The 449-nt window shown below is 68.6% G+C and carries 1 protein-coding gene; it reads right to left on the minus strand.

What is annotated here, in order from left to right:
• The coding region (earP, locus tag AB4Z35_RS30530) for an elongation factor P maturation arginine rhamnosyltransferase EarP (RefSeq protein ID WP_442101234.1) at positions 1-449 on the minus strand (449 nt) is incomplete at both ends.

Below are 449 nucleotides of genomic sequence, written 5' to 3' on the forward strand. Positions count from 1 at the left end.
GCCCAGAGCAGTTCGTCGTAGTTTTCCTGCCTCACGAACGGAATCACCTGGAGGGTCAGGTTGCCTTGCGTCAGCGAGGTGCCGGGGGCCACCTGCTCCGCCGGGGCGCCGAACCACGCGGCCGCCTGCTGCGCTGCCGGGCCTTGCGGCACCAGGCACTGCACGGGCGTGGCGCCGTCGCGCCATTGGGCCAGCAAGGCGGGTAGGGCGGGATTCGTATAGGCGAACAGGCTTACGCGCAACGCATCTGGCAGGGGTTGCGTGCCGAGCCGGTACCAGAGTGTCGATTGCGCGGCGCGGCTGGATAGGAAGGCATCGCGCTGCGCGCCCAGCATTGACTCCCGCAGCAGCCCGCCCGTGCCGTGCGCAAAGCCGGGGAAGAAGAAGTACTTCACGAGCGGCAGCTTCGGATGGGGCGAGGACAGCGCATGGTGCTCGCTGACCCATGC

This window comes from Pseudomonas sp. KB_15, assembly GCF_052114525.1.
GTDB lineage: Bacteria > Pseudomonadota > Gammaproteobacteria > Pseudomonadales > Pseudomonadaceae > Aquipseudomonas.